We start from the raw sequence: 22,992 nt of genomic DNA, 5'->3' as shown, positions 1-22,992 counted from the left end.
ATCAAGATCAAGATCAAGATCAAGATCAAGATCAACAGCGACAGCGACAGCAACAGCAACAGCAACAGCAACAGCAACAGCAACAGCAACAGCAACGGCAACGGCAACGGCAATAATCTGAGAAGAATAGATTCTAAGCGTGTCTAAGTTGCATAACGCTACATTGCGCATTGCTTGCAGATAGCCTCATTCCTAATGTAGGAGCGGTCTTGCCGGGGCGCCGGACCGGCCGCGATGGGCCGCACAGCGGCCCCCGGCATTTATTGGGTAGATCTCATAGAAAGGGCCAACCTGCGGCGGACCCCTGTAATAAGCTCCCATCCGCCTCCCGCCTCCCGCCTCCCGCCTCCCGCCTCCCGCCCCCCGCCGCTTAGCCAGCAGACACCATGCACGCTTGAACTTCCATCTCCCACTCCGCCTCGAAATATGCAGACATAACTACAGCGAGGCGGCCATGTCGCTTATCCACCCTCAAGCGCGATACAAGCCCTACCAAGATGCAGCAGGCGGTTGGGGGTCGGCGCGTTCTGTCATGAGCATACTCTGGCGTGAACAAGCCTTCACCACGGCACCCATGGCACTGGTCAGACAGAACAAACCCAACGGCTTCGCCTGCGTCAGCTGTGCCTGGGCCAAGCCTGGCAACCCACACGCGCTGGAATTTTGCGAGAACGGCGCCAAGGCCACTGCCTGGGAACTCACCCGCCACCGCACCGGCCCGGAATTCTTCGCCACCCATACCCTGTCAGCGCTGCGCACATGGACCGATTACGCCTTGGAGCAGCAAGGCCGGTTGACCCATCCCATGCGCTACGACCCGACCAGCGATCGCTACCAAGTCACCACCTGGGCAGAGGCATATCAGCAAATTGGCCAACAGCTGCAAGCCCTGACGCCTGACGAAGCGGTGTTCTACGCCTCGGGCAGGGCGTCGTTGGAAGCCTCGTTCATGTACCAGCTGTTCGCCCGTGCCTATGGCACCAACAACCTCCCGGACAGCTCGAACATGTGCCATGAGAGTACATCGGTCGGGCTGCAGGAGAGTATCGGCGTACCTGTCGGCACCGTCACGCTGGAAGACTTCGAACACACCGACTGCATTTTCTTCTTCGGCCAGAACGTGGGCAGCAACAGCCCGCGAATGCTTCACCCGCTGCAGGAAGCGCGCAAGCGCGATGTGCCCATCATCACCTTCAACCCACTGCGTGAGAGGGGGCTCGAGCGCTTCGTCAATCCACAGTCTCCCAGTGAGATGCTGGGGCCTGACTCGACCGTGATCAGCACTCAATATCACCAGGTCAGGGTCGGGGGCGATCTGGCTGCAGTGATGGGGATTATCAAGGCCCTGCTCGCGATGGAGCAACACGCAAATGAGCAGGGCAAGCCGGCCGTTCTGGACCATGCGTTCATCCAGGCGCACACCGATGGGTTGGATGCGCTGCGAGAGGAAGTTCAGGGCCATCAGTGGGCGACCCTGGAACGTCAGTCCGGTCTCGGGCGCGCTGCCATGGAAGCTGCAGCCACCGTCTATGCCCGCAGCAGCAAGGTCATGATCGTCTACGGCATGGGCATGACCCAGCACCGACGCGGTGTCGACAACGTGCAGATGCTGGTCAACCTGTTGCTGTTGCGCGGCAACATTGGCAAGCCTGGCGCAGGCATCTGTCCAGTGCGCGGACACTCGAATGTGCAGGGCCAGCGCACGGTCGGTATCACGGAAGACCCGGGTAAGGTTCCGGCTGAAAAACTGCAAGCGCTGTTTGGCGTACAGGTCCCGCCGAGCAAAGGCATGGCCACGGTGGACTGCTGCCAGGCGCTGGTCGAGGGCAAGGTCAAGGCCTTCATCGGCCTGGGTGGCAACTTCCTGCGGGCGATCCCCGACACCCATCACATGGAAGCGGCCTGGCAGACGCTGACGCTGAACGTCCAGGTGGCCACCAAGCTCAATCGCACGCATCTGTTCCCAGGACGACATGGCTGGTTATTGCCTTGCCTGGGGCACATCGAAACTGATCGTCAGGACGGGGTGGAGCAGGTCTATACCACCGAGGACAGTACCGGCTGCATCCGCGCCTGGCAGGGCCGCAATGAGCCGGCGAGCGAGCAACTGCGTTCCGAAGTGGCGATCATCGCCGGGTTGGCCGAGGCCACTCTAGGTCAGCGTACTGCTATCGATTGGGATGCCTGGCGCCACGACTATGCATTGATCCGCAAAGCGATCAGCCAGGTGTATCCCGAGATATTTCACGACATGGAGACCCGCATGTGGGAGCACGGTGGTTTCCATAGGCCCTTGCCCGCGGCTAAGCGGGAGTGGCAGACCGCGTCTGGCAAAGCCCAGTTCGTGGCGCCCCAGCGGCTTGATGAGGACGACGACTTGCAGCCCACTGTCTCGGCGCATGATGTGCTGCAATTGATGACGCTGCGCAGCAATGATCAGTTCAACACCACTGTCTATGGCTATGACGACCGTTTCCGCGGCGTAAAAGGTACCCGCAGCGTCGTGTTCCTCAATCGCAGTGATGTGGTTCGGTTGGGCTTGGCTGCAGGCGATTGGGTGCTGCTACGCACCGCTGTCGAGCCAAAGGTGGTGCGAGAAGTGGGTCCTTTGCAGATCATCGCCTATGACATTCCGGAGGGCTGCGCCGGCGCTTACTACCCCGAGTGCAATCCCCTGATCCCGCTGTGGCATCACGCTGAACGAAGCAAGGTGCCCGCCGCCAAATGCGTGCCGGTTACGCTGCGCAAGGTGGAGCCGTCCGCTGATGACCTGAGCAAGGCAGTGCCGGCACACGATCAGATCAATTGAGCGCTTTGAAGGTTGGGCCATGCAGGGCCTTGCAGGCTATACGTTGATAATCCATTCCATTGTTCGTCCCTAGACGACAGGAGCGCCGTAATGAACAAGCTGCCTGATGACTCCGCGATGGTAGTGCCATTGCCTTTCGAGCCCGGTTTTGAGCAGATTCCCGAGGATGAGGCACAGACCAGCCAGGCGTTGCAGGATACGCTGCGTCAGATCATGGAGATCACCTTCAATGACAATGGTCACGCCAATCGGGGCGTTCATGCCAAAGCACATGGATTATTGCGCGGCACACTGAAGGTGGCGCCGGGGCTGCCTGCGCAGCTCGCTCAGGGAGCCTTCGCCACACCCGGTGAGTTCGATGCCTACCTGCGGTTTTCCACCAACCCAGGTGACATCCTCGACGACAAGGTTTCCACCCCACGGGGGCTGGCGCTCAAGATCGTAGGCGTGCAAGGGCCGCGGTTGCCAGGCAGTGAAGGGCAAGTCACGCAGGACTTTGTCATGCAGAATGCCAAAGCCTTCACCGCGCCAGACCCCAAGGCGTTTCTCAAGACGTTGAGGTTGCTCGCCAAGACCACTGACAAAGCCCCGGGTACCAAAAAGGCATTGTCCGCCGTGCTGCGCGGTGCAGAAAAGGTGGTCGAAGCGTTTGGCGGCGAGAGCGGCACCCTCAAAAGCCTTGGCGGGCATCCTCAAACCCACATTCTTGGCGAAAGCTTCAGCACCGTCGTACCTGTGCTCTATGGCCCTTACTACGCAAAACTTGCGGTAGTGCCCGTGTCGACGGCCTTGACTGCGCTGACCGATCAGGCCGTGGACCTCAAAGACGACACAGACGGGCTGCGCCACGCGGTGGAGGCGTTTTTTGCAAGCCAGGGTGGCGTCTGGGAACTCCGGGTGCAGTTGGCCACCGATCTAGATCAGATGCCGATCGAAGATGCATCCAAGCAGTGGCCCGAAGCGCTTAGCCCTTATGTGAGCGTGGCCACCTTGGAGGTCAAGCCTCAAGCCGCGTGGAGCGAAGAGAATGTGCGCCTTATCGACGACGGCATGGCGTTCAGCCCTTGGCACGGCTTGGCGGCGCACAGGCCGTTGGGCGGCGTGATGCGAGTGCGCAAGCCGGCCTATGAAATGTCGGCAAATTTTCGTGGGCAGCACAATGGTTGCCCAATCCATGAGCCCGGTTTCAAAGGGCCGAGCCTATAAGTCGAGGAGAGTACGCCATGCAACCAGAAACCGCGGGCACTGAAGAGAAAGGCCCAAGCGATGTGCCGTATATCAACGATCCGTTGAAACCCACTTCCCCAGCGCTCAATGACGCGGATGCTACGGAGGCAGCTGAGGCTGAGATGGATATCGAGGACGACGGCGAATCGCTCTGAGTTCACTGGCGCCGTCGCTTGAGCAGCGGCGGCGCCAGTGTGTAGAGCATCGATGTGTAGGCGATCCGGGTCGTGCGAGGCTAAGCGCGAGCGCTAGGCGAAGCCGTACAGGTCCACGGGGTTATCCCGCAGGATCAGCTGCCGAACCTGGGCATCCGGTGCCCAGTCAAGCAAGGTATCCAGTAATGCGGCATCATCAGGCTTGTTCTGCAGAGACTGGGTGGGGTGCGGCCAATCACTGCCCCATAGCAGGCGTTGAGGGTAGTGTGAGATCAACCTGCGTGCCACCAGGCCCACGTCCTCAAAATGGGGAGCGCCCGTTTTGGAACGCAGGTAGGGACCAGAAAGTTTGACCCAGGTGCGACCTTGTTGCATGAGCCCATCCAGCGCCTTGTAGGCAGGCGACAGAACACCCTGGGGTTGCGGTACGTGCCCCATGTGATCGATGACTACCTTGCCAGGCAGCGCAGCCAGCCGTGGGGCGATATCGGCCAGTAGCGGGCCTGTGGCCAGTTGTACGTGCCAGCCCAACTCATTCACCCGCGCCGCGAGCAGCTCGATGCCGTCGAGCGCTTGCCCACCGGTGCTGAGGTTGAAGCGAATGCCCCGCACGCCTGCCCCGTGCAAGCGAGCAAGCTCCTCATCGCTGACGGTGCTGGCGACGACGGCTATGCCCCGTGCATCTGTACCGCTGCGGGCCAGACCCTCGAGCATCACACGGTTGTCCGTACCGTAGGTCGAAGGCGTGACGATGACCATGCGGCGCAGGCCCAGTCGGCGTTGCAATTGGCGGTAGTCGTCCAAAGACGCGTCCGGCGGCAACAAGGTAGCACCCGGTGCCGCTGGGACGCGGCTGTCGTAAAGGTGCATGTGGCAGTCCACGCTGCCGGAAGGCGGGACCAGACGCGGACGGTCTTCACCCTGACTGTACGGGACGCTGGCCGCAGCGCCCATTGCACCCAGGACACTCAGGCTACCGGTCGCCTGAAGAAATCTTCGACGTGATAAAGCCATTACAGCCTCTATTTTGTTGTGTTTTGACTTGGCACCGGTTTCACCGGCTCCACGGCACGTCGTGCGTGCCATGGACGCCAATCGAACGCCAAGCGGCTTCTACTTGGTAGCCAACGTTCCTGCGGCCTGCGCCTGTTCCACCTGACGCTTGCGGCCAATGACCAACACCATGACCCCGGCCAGCGTGCACAGCGCCGCAAGTGGCATCAGCGCCAGGGCATAGCTGCCCGTGGCGTCATGGATGGCGCCGTACACGTTGACCATCAAGCCACCTCCGATCAGGTTGGCCATGGCGCCGACCGCAGCCAGCCCAGCCGCTGCAGTGGAGGAGGACAACCAGCCCGACACCAGTGCCCAGAACGGGCCTTTCATGGAGTAGGCCCCCACCAGCACCATGGTCAGCATCACCACCGTGGCCGGCAGCGACGAGGTGAACAGGGTCATCAGCAGGCCGGCCGCAATCAGCAACATGGTCATCGCGGTGTGCCAGCGACGTTCACCGGTGCGGTCGGAGCTGCGACCCCAAATGACCATCAGGATCGAGGCAACGCCGTACGGAATAGCGTTCACCAGCCCGATCTCCATGGAACTCAGGCCGAACGTCTTGAGCAGTTGTGGCGCCCAGACGCTCATGGTGCTGCCGGCCGCCGAGGCGCCCGAGTAGATCAGCGCAAGCACCCAGATGTCCTTGTGGCGCAGCAGCTTCCACAGCGAGATATGACCGATGGTGGTTTTCTGCGCTCGTTCCTCGGCCAGCCGCCCAGTGAGCCAGCCGCGTTGCTCGTCATTCAGCCATTTGGCCTGCTCGGGCCGATCGGTCAGCACAAAGAGACATGCAATCCCCAGCAGCACCGCCGGAATACCTTCAAGGATGAACAGCCAATGCCAGCCGCGCATGCCCAACCAGCCGTCCAGGCTCAAGAGCAGCCCCGAAATTGGCGAGCCGATGAAGTTGGCGGCGGGAATGGCGACCATGAACAGCGCCACCATGCGCGCGCGATACGCCGACGGCAGCCAGTAGGTGAGGTAGAGCAACACTCCAGGGAAGAACCCGGCCTCGGCCGCGCCCAGCAGAAAGCGCATCACATACAGCGAGTTGGCGCCTTGCACGAAGGCGGTACCGGCGGAGATGAGCCCCCAGGTGATCATGATGCGCGCGATCCAGATGCGCGCCCCGTAGCGCTGCATGGCCAGGTTGCTGGGTACTTCCACCAGAAAGTAGGCGAAGAAGAACAAGCTGCTGGCGAAACCGAAGACCTTGGCTGACAACTCCAGGTCCTGGTTCATTTGCAACGATGCCATGCCGATGTTGCCGCGATCGATGATCGCGATCAGGTAGCAGATGATCAGAAAGGGCAGTAGGCGCCAGGCAACACGGCGCATGGTGGCGCGCTCGAGCTCGCTGGGCGGGGTTGAGGCTGCTTTCATGGTGCTCTCCAATTGTTTTTTTTCTGGAGTTACGCAGTGGTCCGTGCCGCCGGACCAGCCGGCGCAGGTGCAATCAGTTATCGATCAGGTGACGGTTCACCACACAGCGCGGGTCCAGCGCCTTGCCGTCCCAGGCATCGAGGACTTGCTGCAGGGCAACCAGGCCTACACGGTCCCGGGCTTCGCTGGTGTTGGCCCCGATGTGAGGCGTAGCGACCAGTGTTGGCAGGCCCCACAGCGGGCTGTCGGCCGGAGGCGGTTCGGGGTGGAAGGTGTCCAGGCCGGCACCCCCGATACGCCGTTCGCTCAACGCATGCACCAGGGCATCGGTATCGACCAGCTCGCCACGTGCGGTATTGATCAAGATGGCGCCGGGACGCATGCGCTCAAGTTGCTGGGCGCCGATGAGGTTGCGGTTGGTGTCCGTGAGCGGGCAATGCAGGCTGATGATATCGCTATCGGCCAGCAAGCGATCGAAATCCTCTTCGCGCTCGACGTGGTCACGCACGGGCAGTTGCCGTAGGTAAGGGTCGTAAACCTTGACCTTCATGCGCAGCGGCGCCACCAAGTCCATCAGGATCGCGCCAATCGAGCCAAGGCCGACCAAGCCCAGGGTCTTGCCCGCCAATTCCATGCCGTTGGCAGTGGCCTTGTCCCAGTGGCCTTCGCGCATGCGCGCATCGAGCAAGGCGGTCTGGCGCGCGACGCTGAACATCAACGCAAAAGCGTGCTCGGCCACTGATTGGGCGTTGGCCCCAACGGCGATGGAGACAGGAATACCACGGTCGGCGGCGGCCTGGATGTCGATGGTGTTGTAGCCAACCCCATGCTTGGCCACCACCTTCAATGCGCTGGAGGCGTCGATCATGGCGCGGGTTAGGCTGCCTTGGCGCACGATGATGCCATCGGGTTGCTCTGCGCGAATGATCGCTTCGAGCTCTTGCTCGGGCAGATAGGGCGTGGTGGGGATGACGCGGATGGCGTGTTGTTCGGCCAGGCGCATTGCTTGGTCGGCCAGCGCCGGACCTGTCAGCAGAAGGGTACGGGACATCGTCGATACCTTGTTTTTGTTCAAGACGGTAGGACTGCACTGAGTGCTTTCACCAATAACCTAGCATAATGAAACGGCGTTGCAACAACAGTTTTATCGTCAATTAAATTCCGTAATTAGCGTCATTTAAAATCCTTGAAATGCGTTTAATGAAATGCCATTCTGAAATGGCGTTCTGGTTTACCTGGGGCGCGCCCAATAAATCCAAGAGAGGAAAGTCACATGAGCATTGGTTTCCAGGTGCTTGAACGCACGCGCAAAATCGGTGATGAATGGGTATCGCGCTACCGTGAGGTGCCGGTGGCCAACGTCAGCGATTCGATGAATCGCATGACGGCCGGTGGTGCGCGTTTGCGTCCCATGCACCGGGAAGGTGTGCTGTGCGGCGCGGCGCTGACAGTCAAGGCCCGCCCTGGTGACAACCTGATGCTGCACTACGCCATCGACATCGCCGAGCCAGGGGATGTGATCGTGGTCGATGCTGGCGGCGACCTGACCAATGCACTGATCGGCGAGATGATGGTGGCGTACGCTGTAAAGCGTGGTGTAGCCGGCATCGTCATCAACGGTGCAATCCGCGATGCCGGAAGCATCAAGGCCGGTGACTTCCCCCTTTTCGCTGCCGGTGTTTCCCACCGCGGCCCTTACAAGGACGGACCGGGTGAGATCAATGTGCCAATCGCCATCGATGGCATGGTGATCGAACCTGGGGACCTGATCATCGGTGACGATGACGGCTTGCTGTGCGTACCCTATGCCCATGTCGCAGAGGTTTACCAACGCGCCACGGCCAAGCACGCTGCCGAAACGGCGCAAATGGAACATATCGCTCAAGGTACCAATGACCGCACCTGGGTCCTGGAATCCTTGAAAAAGAAAGGCTGCCTGCTGCCAGGCTGAGGATCGACCCGCACGTGGTACGAGCAAGATCCTTCAATGGCGGCGGCTTCTCACCTGAGGACTTGCTCACTTGTCAGACCTGACGCCGCCCCCTCGTACCCGTTGGCCCTCTGCGGTACGCGCACTGGGCCACCGCAACTTCCAGGTTTACTTCGCAGGCCAGGGTGTTTCCACCCTGGGCAAGTGGGTCCAGCAAGTCGCGCTGTCCTGGCTGGCCTATCACCTGACCGGTTCAGCCGTATTGCTGGGGCTGATCACCTTCCTTTCCCTCGCCCCGCAGCTGGTCATCGGTCCTCTGGCAGGCGCCTGGATCGATCGCCATGACAAGCGCCGATTGCTGATCGTCGTCCAGTCGATACTGGTGGTGCAGTCAACCGTGCTTGGGCTGGCCACCTGGGCGCATTGGGTAGATGGCCCTTTCATCGCCGCCATGGCGTTGCTGCTGGGCTTGCTCAACGCCGTCGAAACGCCACTGCGCCAAGCCCTGATTGCTTCTTTCGTGGATGACCCGGCCGACCTGCCCAATGCGCTGGTGCTAAACGCGATGCTCATCAACGCGGCCCGCTTCGTCGGCCCGCCATTGGCCGGTGGCTTGATTGCCGTGGCAGGGGAGGCGGCGTGCTTCGCCTTGACCGCCGTTGCTTTCACCGCCTTGCTCGTTGGGTTGCTGAAGGTGCAAGCCAAAGCCAGCCCTCGGGCCACAGGTTCCACCGCCCAGGTGTTCCGTGAGGGCCTCGCTTATCTATGGCGCGAGCAAGGCGTCAGGCAATTGCTGTTCAACGTCATCATGGTCAACCTCCTGGCGTCCTGCTATGCAGCGCTCCTGCCGATCCTGGCCAAGAGTGTGTATGCCGGTGACGCACGGGTGCTGGGCTGGCTTTGGGGCGCGGCGGGCGCGGGCGCGTTCGTGGCCACGCTGGTGCTGGCGGTGGGCGGAGCCTTGCCTCGCCTTCGCCAGTTCATCGAAATGGGCGCAGGGCTTTGCGCCCTGGCACTACTGGGGTTGTGCTGGGCAGGTCAGTTGCAGCTGGCATTGTTTGCCCTGGTGGTGCTGGGTTTCGGTATCACGCTGAGCAACGTGAGCACCAACATGCAGCTGCAGAGCCAAGCGCCAGGCCATTTGCGCGGACGTGTCATTGCGTTCTACATCGCCATGCGCTTCGGCTTCGAGGCACTGGGCGGAATGGCCGCCGGGCTGCTGGCTGCTCGGGTTGGCGCCCCGGCTACCTTGGGTGCAGCCGGGGCAGTGTTGCTGTTGGGTGTGGCGGGGACTTGTGCATGGCGCAACCGTCGGGCTGCATAAACGCGCCGGGCTGGCCTGCTGTTGGCAGACCAGCCTGAATGGGAAGAACGTCATAACCCGAGCATGTTGTAGTGCACGTAGTACATGATCCACAGCGACAACCCCACCAACAGCGTGATGATCACCACCGTGAACACCAGCGCGACCAGGTTCCAACGCTGCTCTCGTGCTGTGGTCAGGTGCAGGAAAAACACCATGTGCACCACGATCTGAACCAGGGCGCACACCAGCACAGCGATGAAGGTCAGGTGACGCGGCAGGCTGGGGTACATGGCCAGCCCGAAGGGGAGCAGGGTGAGCAGGGCGGCCAGGACGAACCCAGTGTTGTAGGAACGGTGGCTGCTCTGGCTAGCGCCGGCACTGCTAGGCACATGGCTTTGACGATTCATCAGATCACCCCGAACAGGTAGACGACGGTAAACACGCATACCCACACGATGTCCAGGAAATGCCAGAACAGGCTCAGGCAGCTCAAGCGTGTGGCATTGGCACAGGTCAGGCCGCGTTGATGGACCTGCATCATCAACAGGGCCATCCAGATCAATCCCACCAGCACATGCAGGCCGTGAGTGCCCACCAACGTGAAGAACGCCGTCAGAAACGCGCTGCGTTCAGGGCCTGCGCCCTCGCTGATCAGCTGATGGAATTCGTTGATCTCCATGGCGATGAAGCCCAGGCCGAGGAGAAACGTGACGCCCAGCCAGCGCAATACCCAGCGCTTGTCCCGACGGTGGTTGGCGAGCATCGCATAGCCGTAGGTGATGCTGCTCAACAGCAGCAGGAACGTCTCCACCAGCACATAGGGCAGTTCGAAGATGTCCGCCGCGCTGGGCCCACCTGCCACAGACTGGCCCAGCACCGCGTAGGTAGCGAACAGGGTGGCGAACAGAATGCAGTCGGTCATCAGGTAGACCCAGAAGCCGAACAGGCTCAGGGAGCCTGCGTCTTCGTGGCCATGCTCCTGCTCGCGAGCCGTTTCGTTGTGCACGACATGGGACATGATTCAGGCCTCCGCCAGCCGTTGGCGCCGCTCGGTTTCCATCCGTTCGACCTCTTCGGCCGGGATGTAGTAGTCGGTATCGGGGTCGTAACTGCGCACGATCAGGGTGGCGATGACTGCCAGTGAACTGGCGATGACCAACCACCAGATGTGCCAGATCAACGCGAAGCCTAGCGCCGTGGACAGAACGCCTAGCACCAGGCCCAGGCTGGTGTTGCAAGGCATGTGGATCTTGCGAAAATCCATCTCGGCCAGGGTTTTCACGCCTTTCTCCTTCATCCCCCAGTACGCGTCGATGCCGCCCACGACCGGTTGTTCGGCGAAGTTGTAGAACGGGGGCGGCGAAGCGGTCGCCCATTCGAGCGTACGCCCGTCCCAGGGGTCGCCTGTGGTGTCGCGGTTCTCATGACGTTTGCGGATACTCACCACCAGTTGCATGACCTGGCAGGCCACGCCGCACAGAATGATCAGTACCCCGACCATTTCCAGCAGCAGCAAGGGCCGCCACTCGGGTACGTCGAAGTGATTCAGGCGCCGGGTCATGCCCATGAACCCCAGGAAGTAGGACGGCATGAAGGCAAAGTAAAATCCAGCCAACCAGCACCAGAAGGCAGCACGCCCCAAGGGGTCGTAGAGCTTGAAACCGAAGGCCTTGGGGAACCAGTACGTCAGGCCGCAGAGGTAGCCGAAGACCGCGCCGCCGATGATCACGTTGTGGAAATGGGCAATGAGGAACAGGCTGTTGTGCAACAGGAAGTCCGCCCCAGGCACCGCCAGCAGGACCCCGGTCATGCCCCCGATGCTGAAGGTGACGATGAAGCCAACCGTCCACAGCATCGGCGTCTCGAAACGTACTCGGCCCCGGTACATGGTGAACAACCAGGTAAAGATCTTCACCCCGGTGGGCACGGCGATGATCATGGTCATGATGCCGAAGAACGCATTCACGTTGGGCCCGGCGCCCATGGTGAAGAAGTGGTGCACCCAGACGATGAACGACAGCACCGTGATGACGATGGTCGCCCACACCAGGGAGTAGTAGCCGAACAGCTTCTTGCGCGAGAACGTCGAGGCCACCTCCGAGAAGATACCGAACGCTGGGAGTATGAGGATGTACACCTCGGGGTGGCCCCAGGCCCAGATGAGGTTCACGTACATCATGGGGTTGCCGCCCAGTTCATTGGTGAAGAAGTGCATGCCCAAGTAGCGATCGAGCGTGAGCATGAACAAGGTGGCAGTAAGGATGGGAAAGGCAGCCAGGATCAGGATCGAGGTGCACAATACCGTCCAGGTGAACACTGGCATGCGAAACAGCGTCATGCCGGTGGTACGCATCTTCAAGATGGTGACGAAAAAGTTCAGCCCGGTGAGCAGGGTGCCGACCCCGGATATCTGCAGCGCCCAGATGTAGTAGTCCACCCCCACCCCGGGGCTGTACCCGATGCCCGACAACGGGGGATAGGCCACCCAGCCTGTGCGGGCAAATTCGCCAATGCCCAGCGAAAGGTTCACCAGTACAGCGCCGGAGACGAACAGCCAGAAGCTGACGGCGTTCAGGAATGGATAGGCCACGTCGCGTGCGCCGATCTGCAGGGGTACCACCACGTTCATCAGCCCGACCACGAACGGCATGGCCATGAAGAAGATCATGATCACCCCGTGGGCGGTGAAGATCTGGTCGTAGTGCTCAGGTGGCAGGTAGCCGGGCGAGCCGTCCGAGGCCATGGCCTGCTGGGTGCGCATCATCAACGCGTCGGCGAAGCCGCGCAGCAGCATCACCAAGGCGACGACGATGTACATCACGCCGATGCGCTTGTGGTCCACGGTGGTGAACCATTCTTGCCACAGGTATTTCCATTTGCCCATGTAGGTAATGGCCCCCACGACCGCCAGGCCCAGCAGCCCGACGACGGCCAGCGTGTACATGATGATCGGCTCGTGGAGGGGAATGGCATCCCAGGTCAGTTTTCCGAACATGGTCTTACTCCTTGCTGCCTTGGGTGCTCTCGCCCTGGGAATCGCCAAGCCGGCGCTCGACCTCGCGGGAGCGGTTGACGCCCTGGTACTTGTCGATCAGCGACTGGAACAGGTGCGGCTCGACCTGGCCGTAATGTTCTACCGGGTGGGCAATACTGGGCTTGGCCAACTGCGTGTAGGCAGCCCCATCGAGCTGGCGCCCGGCAGCGCGTGTGCGTTTGACCCACTCTTCAAAGCCTGCCGGGTCGAGGGCCAGCGCCCTGAAGTGCATGTCCGAGAACCCCGGACCGTTGTAGTTGGCGGCTATCCCCGTGTAGTCGCCTGCATGGTTGGCGATCAGGTGCAGCCGTGTCTGCATCCCGGCCATGGCGTAGATCTGGCCGCCCAGGGCTGGGATGAAGAACGAGGTGATGGCCCCGTCGGAAGTCACCCTGAAGTCGACGGGCGTGTCCACAGGCATCGCCATCTCGTTGACCGAGGCAATGCCGAGTTCGGGGTAGACGAACAGCCACTTCCAGTCCATGGCGATGACCTGGACCTTGAGCGCCGGGGTATCGGATGCCAGCGGCCGGTACGGGTCCAGCGCATGGGTCGAGCGCCAGGTGACGACGCCCAGCACGATGATGATGGCCAGTGGTACGCCCCATACCACCGCTTCGATCAGCCGCGAGTGGCCCCAGTCGGGGGTATAGCGGGCCTTTTCGTTCGAGGCCCGATAGCGCACCGAAAACACCAGCGCCATGATCATCACCGGTACCACCACGATCAGCATGAGCAGGGTGGCGAGGATGATCAGGTTGCGTTGCTCGAGCCCCACCTGCCCCTTGGGGTTGAATAACACCATGTCGCAGCCCGAGAGCTGGAGTGCCACAGTGCCTAGCGCCATTATCCAAAGCAGTCGGCTTGCCGTTTTTGGTTCCCTGGCCATGTGAGCGTCCCGTATTTGTTGGCAGATGTTTCGGCTATCACCTGTGAGAGGAAACCCGTGCTAGCAAGGTTTTTTGCAATGTTCGATTAGTCGACGAATGGCAGCGCAGGTCAGGGAACTTAAGTCCATGGGACGGTGGGGTTGGCGCGCCCTTTGGGCAAGGGCACTGAACCTTGCGCGCAGGTGCTCAGTCACAGCGCCATTGCCCGGACGAATGGAGCGCCATGATGACCAGCGACGCAACTGCCTCACTCAAACGCGTGATCACCCTACCGTTGCTGGTGTTCTTCATCCTCGGGGACGTATTGGGCGCTGGCGTATACGCGCTGGCCGGCGCCATCGCCGACCGGGCCGGTGGCGCCATCTGGGCCCCGCTGGCCCTGGCACTGTTCTTCGCCCTGTTGACGGCGGCGTCCTACGCCGAACTGGTCAGCAAATACCCCCGGGCCGGCGGTGCGGCCGTGTTTGCACGGCGTGCGTTCGGCTCGCCCTTGCTGGCTTTCTTGGTGGGGTTCGCCATGTTGGCGGCAGGCATCACCAGTGCTGCCGGGCTGGCGTTGGCGTTTGCAGGGGAATACCTGCGCGTGTTCATCGACTGGCCTTCGGCGGTGCTGGCGCCCCTGTTTCTGGTGCTGATGGCCATGCTCAACGCCCGGGGTATCAAGGAGTCGCTAAGCGCCAATCTGGTCATGACCCTGATCGAACTCAGCGGCCTGGTGCTGGTGATCATCGCGGTGGCGGTGTTGAGCGGCCAAGGGCAGGCCGAGCCTGCCCGCTTGTTGGACTTCGGTGAACAGGGCCCGGCAACTGCGATACTGGGCGGCGCCTTGCTGGCGTTCTACTCGTACGTGGGGTTCGAGACTTCCGCCAACCTGGCCGAGGAGATCAAGGACGTACGCCGGACGTACCCGCGCGCGCTGTTCGCGGCCTTGCTGGTGGCCGGCCTGGTTTACCTGGCTGTCGGCGCCGGCGCCGCGTTGGTGATGCCAGTGCAAGCGCTGATCGACGCCAAGACGCCCTTGATGGACATCGTGCACAACGCAGAACTGGGGCTGCCCCACGGCGTATTCGCCATCATCGCCCTGGTGGCGGTGGCCAACGGCGCCATGTTGACCATGATCATGGCCAGCCGTCTGACTTGGGGCATGGCCCGCGATGGCATGCTGCCGCGCCTGCTGGGCCAGGTGCTACCCAACCGCGGTACCCCGGGTTATGCGATAGCCGCGACCACGCTGCTGGCCATCGTGCTGACCTTTACTGGCTCGCTGGAAGTGCTGGCTGAAACCGTCGTGCTTTTGCTGTTGTTCGTTTTTTTGAGCACGAACGTGGCCGTGTTGGTGCTAAAGAAGGACAAGGTCGATGCCGAGCATTTCTCGGTGCATCCGGTGGTGCCTGTGTTGGGTATCCTGTCGTGCCTGCTGGTCCTGGGTCAGCAGCCCTTCGAGAACTGGCTGAGGGCGGGAGCGCTGTTGGGATTGGGTGCGGTGTTGCACTGGCTGGCGGGCAAGGGCTTTGGTCGTACCGTCAGCGAGGGGGATGCGGGGCAGTGACTGGAGCATGCGATCATGTGCGAGCTTTGGATGTCCAACCGCTATCTGGCGAACCGCGCCCTCGCGCAGACGTGTGCAGCCAATCATCAGGAACTCTTCAATGGCCAAAGAGATTGAAAGCCCTTGCGTGTCGAGCTGCAAGCTCAAGCATGAAGTGTGCACGGGCTGCGGGCGCAGCAAGGAGGAGATTAAAGGCTGGCGAAACATGAAGCGCTCTGAGAAGAAGGCGACGGTCGAGAGAGCAGCTGCTCGCTTGAAGAAGATCAAGAAGAAAGGCAAGGGTTGAGCGGTGTGCAGGGTTGGCTGATAGCAGGTAACGGTCGGTAGATGCCATTCACTGGACGACCTATCCGCGAATATCAACCGGATAGTCTCTTGCGGCTTGGTTCCAGCATCCCCTCGACCTGAGGAGCGACGTTCAAGTGGAGCATGGAAGTGAAGCTGTCTATCAACGGTGATTCTCTGTGGGTGTTCCAACTCATGTACAGGCCGATGGCCGGGTTGGGGGAGGTGGTCACGGGGTAGAGACGGCGCAACACTACCTTGTCGCGCATGATCGAATTGGCAATCGACTCAGGCACGCACGCTTTACGGCGCTTCTTACCCGGCGAACGGCAATTACCTGCAACAGATATCGGTGTTCGCTCGGACGCCGGAGCAACTGGGCCGACCGGACGGCCTGGCGTTGGACGTAGAGGATAACCTGTGGGTTTGCCAATTCAACGGAGGCTGCCTGCTGCAGTACGACCGCCATGGGATGCTGTTGCAGACCTTGCCGGTGCCGGTGCCCCGGCCCACCAGTTGCTGCTTTGGCGGACCGGATATGCGTACCCTGTTCATTACCACCGCCAAATTCGGCATGTCGGCGGCCGAGCACACGGACTATCCGGCGGCGGGCAATATCTACAGCATCCGGTTGCCAGTGCCCGGAAAGCCGCGCCACCGTTTCAAGGAACTGTAGTCCCTACGCATCAAGGCCTTGGCAGGCCGGCAGGTGTCCGTGAGTAGTGGGTAGAGTCAGGAAATGGAAAGCCAATAGCGCGGTTTTGACAATTTATGCTTTGAGCTCGTTCCAGTCGCTACGCGTCGCAGCAGTCAGCGCATCCCAGTCATCAGGAGGGTTGCCGCGGCCCAGCATCTTCTCGAATACGGCGTAGGGATCGGATTTGCTGCCTGCGGAGCGTGGGGTGTTTTCGTCGTTGACCCATGCATAGACGATGATCTTGGACCTTGAGTCGTAGCGAAAGAACAGCCGAAAGCGCCTGCCGATTTTTGCACGGCGCCAATGTCGGTAGACGGTGCCCAGCGTGTTGCCTTGGCGGAAATTATCACGGCCTGGGTCGGCAGGCACAGCCTCCATGATCAGATGGCTCAATGCCCGAAACAGCTTCACGTTGGCGTTACTTTCAAAACCTTGCGGGTCGTTTTGCTCGGCCTGGGCGGCGGCTTCTTGCAATTTGCGTAGCTGTAGAGTCACACCTTCATGAAACAACAGTGTCCAGCCATGTCGCAGCAACAGATTGCGACCTCACCGTCGATCTCTTCGTCCAGGTTAACGGAGTGGTTTGCGTTGGCGAGCATGGTTTGCGCCAAGTCTTCCGGCAGGGTAGTGAGGTGGCGGCCGCTTCGAATATCAGCATCCAGCAAAGCGAGAAACGCAGCGATGGCAGGGTCTTCGTGTGTGGTTTTTACGCGGCTGACCACGATTCCACCGTCGCGTACGTCGAATGCAATCTTGCCACCAGTTTCAATGCCCAAAAGCTGGCGAACGGATTTGGGCAGTGTGATCTGTCCCTTCGAGGTCAGCGTTGCGATTTCGTGAATAGCAGGCATGAGTGTTCTCCCGGATGTATTGATTGAGGGGTAAGGAATAATCCTTACAAGGTCAATCCTGGTTTTCTGCTGTTCAAGCATACGGGGGGAGGACGCTCAATAGTGCCGCAACATGATTTATACCATTGCCTTCGGCGGTGGAGTCGTAAAGGTGTGGTCGCCGGCCCCTTACAGTTGGACCGTTGACTGGAAGCATCCTTAGCAAACTATACAAAGCGTGCCCTTATATGCCCAATGTTGAGCAATTAACTGGAAGTCAGTGGCTAGTCGAAGCCGGAAAAAGCCAGAAATGATCAGCCAACAAGCATGCCCGAAGCCTTTAAAGACTCTCAGGATCCCCAAAAAACATCTGAATCCTAGACCTCAACCACCGCTCCGCCGGATCATTGTCCTGCGCCCCGCGCCAGGCCATGTGCAATTCAAAACTGCGCACCTCCAGCGGCAGCTCTTCAGCCCGCAACCCACCGGCCGCTGTCAGGGCATCGGCCGTGTAATCGGGCACGGTGGCCACGATGTCGGTGCCGGCCAGCAGGCTGCCCAGGCCATTGAACTGCGGCACGGCCAGGACCACGTGGCGCTTGCGTCCAAGCGCCTGCAGGGCTTCGTCGATGAAGCCCGACAGGTCCCCGGCGAACGACACCAGGGCATGGGGCCTTGCGCAAAAATCATCGAGGCTGATGCTGCCCGGTACGCTGTCGGCCCGCAGCAGCTTCGGCCGGCTGCGGCGCAGCACCTTGCGTTTGGCATTGGCGGGCAGTTCGCTGGTGTAGCTGACGCCGACCGAAATTTCACCGGAGGCCAGCAAGGTGGGCATCAGCAGGTAATTGACGCGCCGTATCACCAGCACGATACCTGGCGCTTCGGCGCGTACGCGCTTGAGCAACTGCGGCAGCAGGCCGAATTCGGCATCGTCCGACAGGCCGATGCGAAACACGGCGTTGCTGGTGGCTGGATCGAACTCGGCCGCTCGGCTGACGGCCGTGGAAATCGAATCCAGCGCGGGCGAGAGCAGGGCGAAGATTTCGTTGGCGCGGGCCGAAGGCTCCATGCTGCGGCCGGTGCGCACAAAAAGCGGATCATCGAACAGGTTGCGCAGGCGCGACAGGGCGGCGCTGATGGCGGGTTGGCCGAGGAACAGCTTTTCCGCTGCACGGGTCACGCTTCGCTCGTGCATGAGCGTTTCGAACACGATCAGCAGGTTGAGGTCTACGCGACGCAAGTCGTTTCGATTCATCGGGGCGCTTCGCCAGAAAAGGAGCAGGGGTGAATATTAAGGCCAAAGGCTGGTAACCTGCACCCATCCAGGGGGCCAATTGCAGGGAAAATGCAGGGCCCAATCGATGACAGGCATGTCGACTATTAATGACCGCGGCTGGTCTGATGGGTAAAGCCCGGATAGAGTCAGTGGTAATTGATGTTTCACGAGGCGAGGTAGGCGATGTCCCGCATGATTCGGTTCCACAAGTTCGGCGCTGCGGATGTGCTCCGTTGCGAGGAGCAGGCTGAGCCGATGCCCGCCGCCGGTGAGGTGCAAATCCGCGTCGAGGCGATCGGTGTCAGCTGGTACGACGTGCTCTGGCGCCAGAACCTGGCGTCCTCCCGTGCACGGCTGCCAGCCGGTATAGGTCATGAAATGGCCGGCGTGGTGACGGCGGTGGGCGAGGCGGTCGACGACATCGTGGTCGGTGACAGGGTCGCGAGCTTCCCCGCCACCAGTGCCAACGATCACCCGGTGTACGGTGACGTCATCGTCTTGCCCCGTTCAGCCATCACCCGCTATCCCGAGGTGCTGACACCGATCGAAGCGAGCGTGCACTACACGCCGCTGCTGATCGCCTATTTTGCGTACGTCGATCTGGCCCGTGCAAAAAGTGGGCAGACGGCACTGGTCACCGATGCCAGTCATTGCGCGGGCCCGGCGTTCGTGCAGCTGGGCAAGGCGCTTGGGCTGACGGTGTTTGCCGCGACCAAGGATGGCGAGCAGCGTGACTATCTGCTCGGCCTGGGCGCTGACAAAGTGATCGTCACCGAGGAGCAGGACCTGGTGATGCAGGTAGGCAAGTACACCGAAGGTCGCGGTGTAGACATGGTGCTCGATGGCCTGGGTGGGCCACAGATGTCGTTGCTCGGTGATGTCTTGGCCCCGCGTGGCAGCCTGGTGCTGTATGGCCTGCAAGGCGGCAACCAGACCCCATTCCCGGCCTGTGCTGCATTCCAGAAGAACATTCAGTTCTACGTGCACTGTATTGGCAATTTTACAGGCAAGCCTGAATTGGGCATCAGCCAGGACCAGGTGGCCTTGCACAGGGCATTGCGCGACATCAACCAGTTCACGGCCGATAAGCTGCTCACGCCGCAGATCATCAAGGTGTATCCGTTCGAGCAAGTGGTCGACGCCCATCGGTACATGGACCAGTGCCCTTGCGGCGGGCGCGTGGTTCTGGACCTCACGCCAGCCTGACAAGCCACTTGCTGATAGCTCGCTTCACTGGGTGGGCATCTACAGGTCGCTGCCGGCCGCATCTGGCTTTACCCGCACATACTCCTCCCAACAGTCAGCCGTCGCCGGCGTGATCCCCGGCGACGGCTGACTGTTCCTGGTTGTTTACTCGCTTCGACCCGTGGCCGGGGGCCTGTGCATGAATTTATAAAAGGATAGGTCCTACAATGGACGAAGACTGATACTACATAAAGTTTCAGTGTTCTCGAGTTGCAGAAATATTTCGCCTCTTATCTTTGATTGAAGTCTTTAAGTTTCAACGTCAAGCTGTCGTTTCATCACTGCTGACTACTTTTTTTCCCCTGATCTGTATCTTTAATTCTTCTGTTGCATATCGATAATGGCGCAATGACAGTTTACGCAAGGAGCGTGATATGAGCAGGGCTGAGCTGGCTGGGCAATGGCGTGAAGGTCCGGTGTGCCATGGGCATGCGGTGAGGGTTTCCGATGTGTGTCGACAGTGAAGGTGAACTTCGTTGTGCGTGAACTGTAACGACCTTTCGGAGTACCCCCGGGCCGGTGGATGCCAAGTGCTTTGTGCATCGACTGACCGCATGAACTGGACGAGGTAATATCGTGACGGCTATTCACGATCAGGCTATGCATCATATCTATCGGCAAGTGCTGGAGCGCTTGTTGAATCATATGTCCCAATCACAACGTGCGTCCTTGCAGTTGTTGATTCAGCGATTGCTAATAGCTGCCGGAGGTGCTGAATATATCGGGACATTCCGTGTATTGGTCCTGCATGGCAACGACCGCCGTAGTGCAAGGTTACTGGCCATGCTTCGGGCTGCGCAATTGAGCATCGCCGCACGCGGGCCGGTCACCTTCCAGTTGCGCGTGTTGGTGATCAGTCAACCCGCTCCCAGTTTCAACACCCTGATAGCTCACGAGCGTGCGTTCAATGCCTTGTTCCTGCAGGATGATCCACGCGTTGAGTTGCTTATGGTCCAGGGCCGGGCAGTCAGGCCCTTTTCGCGAGACTGGGTGCCCAGCAGAGACGACGCCCCTCCGGCCAGCACTGCCATGCTGCTGTTGGGGCATCTGGCAGGGGCTAGGCCCGAGGGGTTGCTAGGCGCTTGGCTTTATCTGGACCTGGCAACCACCTTCAGTGAGGCCGTGCAGTCTCAAACACCTGTCGACGTGATGATCACGGCAATACCGGCGCGAGAGCGGCATCGTTTTCTGGCCTGGTTCCGGCGCATCCTGCACCTTGCAGGCGAAAATGGCTTGCCCGAGGCGCAGCATTGCCTGGCTGCGTTAGCCGATGGGCTCAGTCAACTGTCACGGCGGCTGGAGGGTGTTGGTGGCCAGGAAACCATGCCGGCAGGCCGGGAGGTGCAGGCACGTACACCACTGCGAGTCATGGCGATCGATGAGCTTCTGGCAGACTTGCTTGAAGGGCAAAAACTCGAATCGATGCTCGGCAATGCGTGTGCAGTGCCAGAGGATGCCTATCCATTGGGGGCGTTCGTGGAGCCTGAAACGTTGGCGCAGGTGCGCCAATTGCAGAGCCGCGCTCAGCAAACCCTGGGGTGCAGGCCCGCATTGTCGCTCAAAAGTCAGGTAGACAAACCGGGCACGGGCCGCGCCGCGCAGGCGGGCGGCGTGCTGGGTTTGAGTCACGATCAGTTGATTTGCCTGCTGTTTGCACCTTTCGCTCGCAGGGGTGAGCATTTGGAGCGCTACCTCAAGTGCCGGCATACCGACATGCTGGTGGCATTGCCCTATTTGCACTACGCCTTACGCGGCGAGCCTTGTCCACAGGCCGTGAAGGCTTGGCTCGTCAATGTCAGTGGCTTGCCTGTTGCACAGCTGCGGGCCGTGTATGAAACCAGCTTGCCTGCCTCGGCCATTCGCGTGTTCAGGCACCTGGCCAGGCGTGACATCAACCTGCGTCTGCTGTGTCAGGCGCCATTGCCGGCGCAGGGCAGTGACGTGGAGTGGTCGTGATGCCGCAGGCCCCGCATCGCGAGTTTGCCTACCGCAAGGTCTACCGGTACATCGAAGCACTCATTGATCAATCGCCGCCCGGCCAACGACAGCGTTTGCCCTCGCTGCGTGGCCTGGCTTCGAGGCTGCGGGTGTCGTTGGGCACTGTTCAGCACGCCTATAACCTGCTGGAGGAAGCCGGTCGTGTTCAGCGCCTGCCCAGATCGGGCTACTTCGTGCACGGTGCGTCAAGCAGCGAGCTGGCCATCGTGCCCCGGCAGCTGCCGGTATTCGAGCCATCGCTGTTCGAGCTGAACTTGCACAACCATGAACGCCGGCTGGCGCGTCAGCGGCTGCGAGCCGTGGGCAGGGGGCAGGATCCGGGGAGCGTGAGATTGCGTCAGGCGCTTGCAGAGCGCTACACCCATTCCAGCAGCCGTTACTGGTGCGCCAAGGATGTGCACGTGGCGCCGGACCTCACTGCGTTGCTCGATACGGTGTGGGCAGCGCTCGAACTTCGGCATGCGACAGTACTGGTTCATTCACCGTGCTGCTGGCAGCTACTGCAGGCGCTCGCCCGGACCGGGGTGCCCGTGCTGGAGGTGCCAGTGGATACTCGGGGTGATCTGAATCTGTATGCGCTGACCTGTCTGTTGGAAAGCGAGCCAGTGGGGCTTGTGGTGTTGCCCTCATGTCTGAGCACGCCACAAGGGCGGTTAGTGTCCTCGGCGGGCCAGCAGCAGTTGGGCCATCTGCTTTCACGCTATCGGGTATGGGTGCTGGAAAGCGACCTGGACAGCGAGCTCTGTCACGCAGGCCCGCCTGTCATACGCCAGCGAGACTGGGTGGATGTCAGGCAACTGTTGGTGGTGGGTGGGTTCGAGGCAGTGCTTGGGCCCGAGGCCCCGTATGCCTACGTGCTCGGACCAACCGGAGCACTGACCAGAGGCTTTGGCGAACGGGCTTTCCGCTTGCCACCCTTACGCATGCAAGCGCTGGCCTGCATGTTGGACAAAGGGGAGGTGGATGCACAATGGGCCTGGCTTCGCCAGGCGCTGCAACGCCGTACCCGAACATTGGCACGCGTGCTCGCGTTACGCTTCGGGCCACAGCTGCAACTGCGTTTGCCCGACGGCGGCGGCTTGATCTGGGCAAGGTTGCGCCAGCCTGTGCATTGGGAGTCCATCAGCAAGGCGCTGGCAGGCACGTCGCTGCATGCCATGCCTGGCAAGCACTTCAGCTTGCAGAGCCGCTTTCAGCACCACCTGGCCCTGGGCTGGACCGGCGATGACCCGGTAGAGCTACAGATTGCCGTTGATCGACTGGCTCGGATCGCCGGGCATCCCTGATGACCTTACCAGCCGGCATCGGCCGTGCTGCTA

Annotated in this window: 22 protein-coding genes; 11 read left to right on the top strand and 11 right to left on the bottom strand. The window is 60.9% G+C overall.

The window, feature by feature from the left end; translation table 11 throughout:
* The first annotated feature begins 454 nt into the window (after positions 1-454).
* From ACF8E5_RS20940 to ACF8E5_RS20930, 3 genes are all read left to right on the top strand, one after another.
* Positions 455-2,809, top strand: a complete 2,355-nt coding sequence (locus ACF8E5_RS20940) for an FdhF/YdeP family oxidoreductase (protein ID WP_392475744.1) — start codon at positions 455-457, stop codon at positions 2,807-2,809.
* 90 nt (positions 2,810-2,899) lie between these two features.
* Positions 2,900-4,015, top strand: coding sequence for a catalase family protein (locus ACF8E5_RS20935; protein ID WP_392475743.1), 1,116 nt, complete (start codon positions 2,900-2,902; stop codon positions 4,013-4,015).
* 17 nt (positions 4,016-4,032) lie between these two features.
* Positions 4,033-4,191 (top strand): hypothetical protein, encoded by a 159-nt coding sequence (locus ACF8E5_RS20930; protein WP_165919269.1) that lies wholly within the window; start codon positions 4,033-4,035, stop codon positions 4,189-4,191.
* Between the two features lie 93 nt (positions 4,192-4,284).
* Here ACF8E5_RS20930 and ACF8E5_RS20925 read toward each other — a convergent pair whose 3' ends face one another.
* From ACF8E5_RS20925 to ACF8E5_RS20915, 3 genes are all read right to left on the bottom strand, one after another.
* Complete coding sequence (locus ACF8E5_RS20925; protein ID WP_392475742.1) at positions 4,285-5,205, bottom strand: amidohydrolase family protein; 921 nt, start codon at positions 5,203-5,205, stop codon at positions 4,285-4,287.
* Between the two features lie 99 nt (positions 5,206-5,304).
* Entirely contained in the window at positions 5,305-6,633 is a 1,329-nt protein-coding gene (locus ACF8E5_RS20920) for an MFS transporter (protein ID WP_392475741.1), read from the bottom strand.
* Between the two features lie 73 nt (positions 6,634-6,706).
* Entirely contained in the window at positions 6,707-7,684 is a 978-nt protein-coding gene (locus ACF8E5_RS20915; RefSeq protein WP_196122025.1) for a hydroxyacid dehydrogenase, read from the bottom strand.
* A gap of 222 nt (positions 7,685-7,906) precedes the next feature.
* On the opposite strand from ACF8E5_RS20915, the gene ACF8E5_RS20910 reads away from it, so the two are divergent.
* Positions 7,907-8,584 carry an RraA family protein gene (locus tag ACF8E5_RS20910; protein ID WP_100851348.1) on the top strand — a complete coding sequence of 226 codons (678 nt, stop codon included), beginning with the start codon at positions 7,907-7,909 and terminating at the stop codon, positions 8,582-8,584.
* A gap of 70 nt (positions 8,585-8,654) precedes the next feature.
* Positions 8,655-9,887 carry an MFS transporter gene (locus tag ACF8E5_RS20905; protein WP_197844807.1) on the top strand — a complete coding sequence of 411 codons (1,233 nt, stop codon included), beginning with the start codon at positions 8,655-8,657 and terminating at the stop codon, positions 9,885-9,887.
* A gap of 50 nt (positions 9,888-9,937) precedes the next feature.
* Here the strand turns inward: ACF8E5_RS20905 and cyoD are convergent, their stop codons facing one another.
* The 4 genes from cyoD to cyoA are packed head-to-tail and all read right to left on the bottom strand — an operon-like array spanning position 9,938 to position 13,750.
* Entirely contained in the window at positions 9,938-10,279 is a 342-nt protein-coding gene (gene cyoD / locus ACF8E5_RS20900; RefSeq protein ID WP_371921600.1) for a cytochrome o ubiquinol oxidase subunit IV, read from the bottom strand.
* Entirely contained in the window at positions 10,276-10,887 is a 612-nt protein-coding gene (cyoC, locus tag ACF8E5_RS20895; protein ID WP_058639365.1) for a cytochrome o ubiquinol oxidase subunit III, read from the bottom strand. The genes cyoD and cyoC overlap by 4 nt, the downstream gene beginning before the upstream one ends.
* 3 nt (positions 10,888-10,890) lie before the next feature.
* Positions 10,891-12,864: a cytochrome o ubiquinol oxidase subunit I gene (gene cyoB / locus ACF8E5_RS20890; RefSeq protein ID WP_196126106.1), complete on the bottom strand. Its 1,974-nt coding sequence runs from the start codon at positions 12,862-12,864 to the stop codon at positions 10,891-10,893.
* A gap of 4 nt (positions 12,865-12,868) precedes the next feature.
* Positions 12,869-13,750, bottom strand: coding sequence for a ubiquinol oxidase subunit II (cyoA, locus tag ACF8E5_RS20885; protein ID WP_178091249.1), 882 nt, complete (start codon positions 13,748-13,750; stop codon positions 12,869-12,871).
* A gap of 269 nt (positions 13,751-14,019) precedes the next feature.
* Here cyoA and ACF8E5_RS20880 point away from each other — a divergent pair, with 269 nt between their 5' ends.
* Together ACF8E5_RS20880 and ACF8E5_RS20875 are read left to right on the top strand one after the other, a co-directional pair.
* Positions 14,020-15,342, top strand: coding sequence for an APC family permease (locus ACF8E5_RS20880; RefSeq protein ID WP_326384075.1), 1,323 nt, complete (start codon positions 14,020-14,022; stop codon positions 15,340-15,342).
* 100 nt (positions 15,343-15,442) lie between these two features.
* Positions 15,443-15,628 (top strand): DUF1289 domain-containing protein, encoded by a 186-nt coding sequence (locus tag ACF8E5_RS20875; protein WP_058639361.1) that lies wholly within the window; start codon positions 15,443-15,445, stop codon positions 15,626-15,628.
* A 73-nt stretch (positions 15,629-15,701) separates the two neighbouring features.
* On the opposite strand, the gene ACF8E5_RS20870 is transcribed toward ACF8E5_RS20875, so the two are convergent.
* Positions 15,702-15,923: a hypothetical protein gene (locus ACF8E5_RS20870; protein ID WP_392475740.1), complete on the bottom strand. Its 222-nt coding sequence runs from the start codon at positions 15,921-15,923 to the stop codon at positions 15,702-15,704.
* A 41-nt stretch (positions 15,924-15,964) separates the two neighbouring features.
* On the opposite strand from ACF8E5_RS20870, the gene ACF8E5_RS20865 reads away from it, so the two are divergent.
* Positions 15,965-16,303, top strand: a complete 339-nt coding sequence (locus ACF8E5_RS20865) for an SMP-30/gluconolactonase/LRE family protein (RefSeq protein ID WP_228385191.1) — start codon at positions 15,965-15,967, stop codon at positions 16,301-16,303.
* A gap of 93 nt (positions 16,304-16,396) precedes the next feature.
* Here the strand turns inward: ACF8E5_RS20865 and ACF8E5_RS20860 are convergent, their stop codons facing one another.
* From ACF8E5_RS20860 to ACF8E5_RS20850, 3 genes are all read right to left on the bottom strand, one after another.
* On the bottom strand, positions 16,397-16,858 hold the full coding sequence (locus ACF8E5_RS20860) for a type II toxin-antitoxin system YhaV family toxin (protein WP_196186706.1): 462 nt from the start codon (positions 16,856-16,858) through the stop codon (positions 16,397-16,399).
* Positions 16,816-17,175 carry a type II toxin-antitoxin system PrlF family antitoxin gene (locus tag ACF8E5_RS20855; RefSeq protein ID WP_196186707.1) on the bottom strand — a complete coding sequence of 120 codons (360 nt, stop codon included), beginning with the start codon at positions 17,173-17,175 and terminating at the stop codon, positions 16,816-16,818. The genes ACF8E5_RS20860 and ACF8E5_RS20855 overlap by 43 nt, the downstream gene beginning before the upstream one ends.
* A 319-nt stretch (positions 17,176-17,494) precedes the next feature.
* Positions 17,495-18,409, bottom strand: coding sequence for a LysR family transcriptional regulator (locus ACF8E5_RS20850; RefSeq protein WP_058605121.1), 915 nt, complete (start codon positions 18,407-18,409; stop codon positions 17,495-17,497).
* 204 nt (positions 18,410-18,613) lie between these two features.
* On the opposite strand from ACF8E5_RS20850, the gene ACF8E5_RS20845 reads away from it, so the two are divergent.
* From ACF8E5_RS20845 to ACF8E5_RS20835, 3 genes are all read left to right on the top strand, one after another.
* Positions 18,614-19,636, top strand: a complete 1,023-nt coding sequence (locus ACF8E5_RS20845) for a zinc-dependent alcohol dehydrogenase family protein (RefSeq protein WP_058605122.1) — start codon at positions 18,614-18,616, stop codon at positions 19,634-19,636.
* A gap of 615 nt (positions 19,637-20,251) precedes the next feature.
* Positions 20,252-21,631, top strand: coding sequence for a hypothetical protein (locus ACF8E5_RS20840; protein ID WP_392475739.1), 1,380 nt, complete (start codon positions 20,252-20,254; stop codon positions 21,629-21,631).
* Positions 21,631-22,959, top strand: a complete 1,329-nt coding sequence (locus tag ACF8E5_RS20835; protein ID WP_058639355.1) for a GntR family transcriptional regulator — start codon at positions 21,631-21,633, stop codon at positions 22,957-22,959. The genes ACF8E5_RS20840 and ACF8E5_RS20835 overlap by 1 nt, the downstream gene beginning before the upstream one ends.
* The last annotated feature ends 33 nt before the right edge of the window (positions 22,960-22,992 follow it).

This window comes from Pseudomonas sp. WSY_20, assembly GCF_043104335.1.
GTDB classification, from domain to species: domain Bacteria; phylum Pseudomonadota; class Gammaproteobacteria; order Pseudomonadales; family Pseudomonadaceae; genus Aquipseudomonas; species Aquipseudomonas parafulva_B.
Note: the sequence above shows the minus strand (reverse complement) of the source record. Positions and strands in the feature narration are given on the sequence as shown.

Excerpts from the sequence above, each read along its gene's own strand:
- ACF8E5_RS20855 (WP_196186707.1), bottom strand. The coding sequence starts at position 17,175 with ATGCCTGCTATTCACGAAATCGCAACGCTGACCTCGAAGGGACAGATC.
- ACF8E5_RS20835 (WP_058639355.1), top strand. The coding sequence starts at position 21,631 with ATGCCGCAGGCCCCGCATCGCGAGTTTGCCTACCGCAAGGTCTACCGG.
- ACF8E5_RS20875 (WP_058639361.1), top strand. The coding sequence starts at position 15,443 with ATGGCCAAAGAGATTGAAAGCCCTTGCGTGTCGAGCTGCAAGCTCAAG.
- ACF8E5_RS20845 (WP_058605122.1), top strand. The coding sequence starts at position 18,614 with ATGTCCCGCATGATTCGGTTCCACAAGTTCGGCGCTGCGGATGTGCTC.
- cyoA (WP_178091249.1), bottom strand. The coding sequence starts at position 13,750 with ATGGCGCTAGGCACTGTGGCACTCCAGCTCTCGGGCTGCGACATGGTG.
- cyoB (WP_196126106.1), bottom strand. The coding sequence starts at position 12,864 with ATGTTCGGAAAACTGACCTGGGATGCCATTCCCCTCCACGAGCCGATC.
- cyoC (WP_058639365.1), bottom strand. The coding sequence starts at position 10,887 with ATGTCCCATGTCGTGCACAACGAAACGGCTCGCGAGCAGGAGCATGGC.
- ACF8E5_RS20920 (WP_392475741.1), bottom strand. The coding sequence starts at position 6,633 with ATGAAAGCAGCCTCAACCCCGCCCAGCGAGCTCGAGCGCGCCACCATG.
- ACF8E5_RS20930 (WP_165919269.1), top strand. The coding sequence starts at position 4,033 with ATGCAACCAGAAACCGCGGGCACTGAAGAGAAAGGCCCAAGCGATGTG.
- ACF8E5_RS20925 (WP_392475742.1), bottom strand. The coding sequence starts at position 5,205 with ATGGCTTTATCACGTCGAAGATTTCTTCAGGCGACCGGTAGCCTGAGT.
- ACF8E5_RS20880 (WP_326384075.1), top strand. The coding sequence starts at position 14,020 with ATGACCAGCGACGCAACTGCCTCACTCAAACGCGTGATCACCCTACCG.
- ACF8E5_RS20910 (WP_100851348.1), top strand. The coding sequence starts at position 7,907 with ATGAGCATTGGTTTCCAGGTGCTTGAACGCACGCGCAAAATCGGTGAT.
- ACF8E5_RS20915 (WP_196122025.1), bottom strand. The coding sequence starts at position 7,684 with ATGTCCCGTACCCTTCTGCTGACAGGTCCGGCGCTGGCCGACCAAGCA.
- ACF8E5_RS20850 (WP_058605121.1), bottom strand. The coding sequence starts at position 18,409 with ATGAATCGAAACGACTTGCGTCGCGTAGACCTCAACCTGCTGATCGTG.
- ACF8E5_RS20935 (WP_392475743.1), top strand. The coding sequence starts at position 2,900 with ATGAACAAGCTGCCTGATGACTCCGCGATGGTAGTGCCATTGCCTTTC.
- ACF8E5_RS20940 (WP_392475744.1), top strand. The coding sequence starts at position 455 with ATGTCGCTTATCCACCCTCAAGCGCGATACAAGCCCTACCAAGATGCA.